Origin of the sequence: Brachyspira sp. (genome assembly GCF_050873525.1) — a bacterium.
Classification (GTDB): Bacteria; Spirochaetota; Brachyspiria; order Brachyspirales; family Brachyspiraceae; genus Brachyspira.
This window is the reverse complement of the sequence record NZ_JBNMIZ010000328.1, coordinates 1-1,772: the sequence shown is the minus strand read 5'-3', so window position 1 is coordinate 1,772 and position 1,772 is coordinate 1. Positions and strand designations below refer to the sequence as shown.

The following is a 1,772-nucleotide window of genomic DNA, read 5'->3' as shown; positions in this document are numbered from 1 at the left end:
TTTTTAAAAGAAAATATTGAAGAAATTAAAAAATCAGAATTATTTATTTCAAGTTTTGAAGATATAAAAAATATTGATTTTAAATTTAATTATTTCAATAACAAAAACGAAACGAAAATTTTTATTTCAGAATTTCAAAAAATAGAAAATATTAATTTCGATAAAGTCCGTCAAATTCTTTTTTTCGATATTTTAAATAATAACGAAAAATTAACTTTAAATATAAAATATAATCAAATAAATTCGCATGGAATCGATTATATAAAAAATTACAAAAACTCCGATTTGGATAAAAATAAATTCATGGTTTTTAGAAATATTGGAAAGTCAAAATTTTATCCGATAAGCGTTATTAATATAAACGCCGTCATAAATATATTTTTTGAAAGCTAAATAAAAATTATTTCGATAATTATAAATACGAAAAAATTATGCGAGTTAATTATGGCAGAAAAATCTATTGAGTATATATTATCCGACTACAGCGTTTTGGAAATTGCGACAAGAATAATGGTGGCTTATTTAATGGGAATTTTTATCGGATGGGAAAGAGCGCAGCATAAAAAACCTATTGGAAGCAGAACCACAAGCATAGTCTGTATGGGAGCGGCGATTTTATCATGCTACGAAGAAATTTTTGCCAAAATGATAATGCTTCAAAATTACGAACTTGTAAATATAGGAAGCAAAATATTATACACGACTCCAGATTATAACAGAATAACCGCTCAAATAGTTTCTGGAATAGGATTTTTGGGAGCGGGAATGATTATTCAAAACAGAGGAAAACTTCATGGAATTACAACGGCTGCGATAGTTTGGGTTACGGCATGTTTGGGAATCGTAATCGGTTCGGGCGAATGGATTTTATCGGGAATCGGTTGTTTATGCGTATTTTTAAGCGCTTCAATTTATAGAGTTCCTTATTTGATGGCAAACAAAGACAAATCTTTATTTTACTTAATAGAATATTCGGACAAAATAAATATTGAAGACGAACTTGAAAGATTTGGAATAAAAGTAACAAATATAAAAATAATCGGCTGGAAAGAAAATCAAAAAGAATTGGCTTCCCCAAATTTGATAAGTAAAATTTCAATAATAGTTCCAAATTTGGATTATAAGAATATAGAAAATATTTTTAAGAGTTTGAATATTAATCCCATAAAATCTCTTTCAAATATGAGAGAAAAAGTGGAATTGGGAAATATTTAAAATAAATTATAGTTATTCGTAATATATTTTTAATTTTAATCAAAAAAACAGCGTCCTCCTTCGCAACAACTTAAAAATTAAAATAAATTATTAAATCTCTTTGACAAATAAAATTATTCTGTTATAATATTCTTATGACTAAAAAAACTTTTAATCCACTAAACGATTGTTTTGTTCGGTATTTCTTTACCGATAAAGGCGGCGAAAAAGTTCTGCTCGATTTTATTAATGCCGTTATGATTAGCGCTGACATGAAAACTTTTAAAGCCGTTGAAATATTGAACCCGTTTAATTTGAAGCAGCATTATAAAGACAAAGAAACGATAGTCGATGTGAAATGCATTACTAAAAATGGAACGGTTGTAATCATTGAAGTTCAATTATCGGGCAATTCAAGATTTCCAGAAAGAATACTTTATTATTGGGCTATGAACTATAGCAAACTTTTAAAGAAAGGCGAACAGTATGAGGAATTAAATCCTGTGATAAGTATTAATTTACTTAATTTTAATTTGAATAAAAAAGGGAACAATGTGCATAGCTGTTATATGATTTAC

The 1,772-nt window shown here is 27.2% G+C and carries 2 protein-coding genes and 1 pseudogene; all 3 read left to right on the top strand.

The window, feature by feature from the left end:
- A pseudogene (locus ACR0QS_RS13100) lies at nucleotides 1-393 on the top strand (SWIM zinc finger family protein); the annotation flags it as partial.
- A gap of 51 nt (nucleotides 394-444) precedes the next feature.
- On the top strand, nucleotides 445-1,215 hold the full coding sequence (locus ACR0QS_RS13095; RefSeq protein ID WP_432633896.1) for an MgtC/SapB family protein: 771 nt from the start codon (nucleotides 445-447) through the stop codon (nucleotides 1,213-1,215).
- Nucleotides 1,216-1,349: 134 nt separating this feature from the next.
- Nucleotides 1,350-1,772, top strand: a 423-nt coding sequence (locus tag ACR0QS_RS13090; RefSeq protein ID WP_432633895.1) for an Rpn family recombination-promoting nuclease/putative transposase, incomplete at its 3' end; no start/stop codon positions are given.

What these genes read in the sequence shown, in the direction of transcription:
- ACR0QS_RS13095 (WP_432633896.1), top strand. Translation starts at nt 445, where the DNA reads ATGGCAGAAAAATCTATTGAGTATATATTATCCGACTACAGCGTTTTG.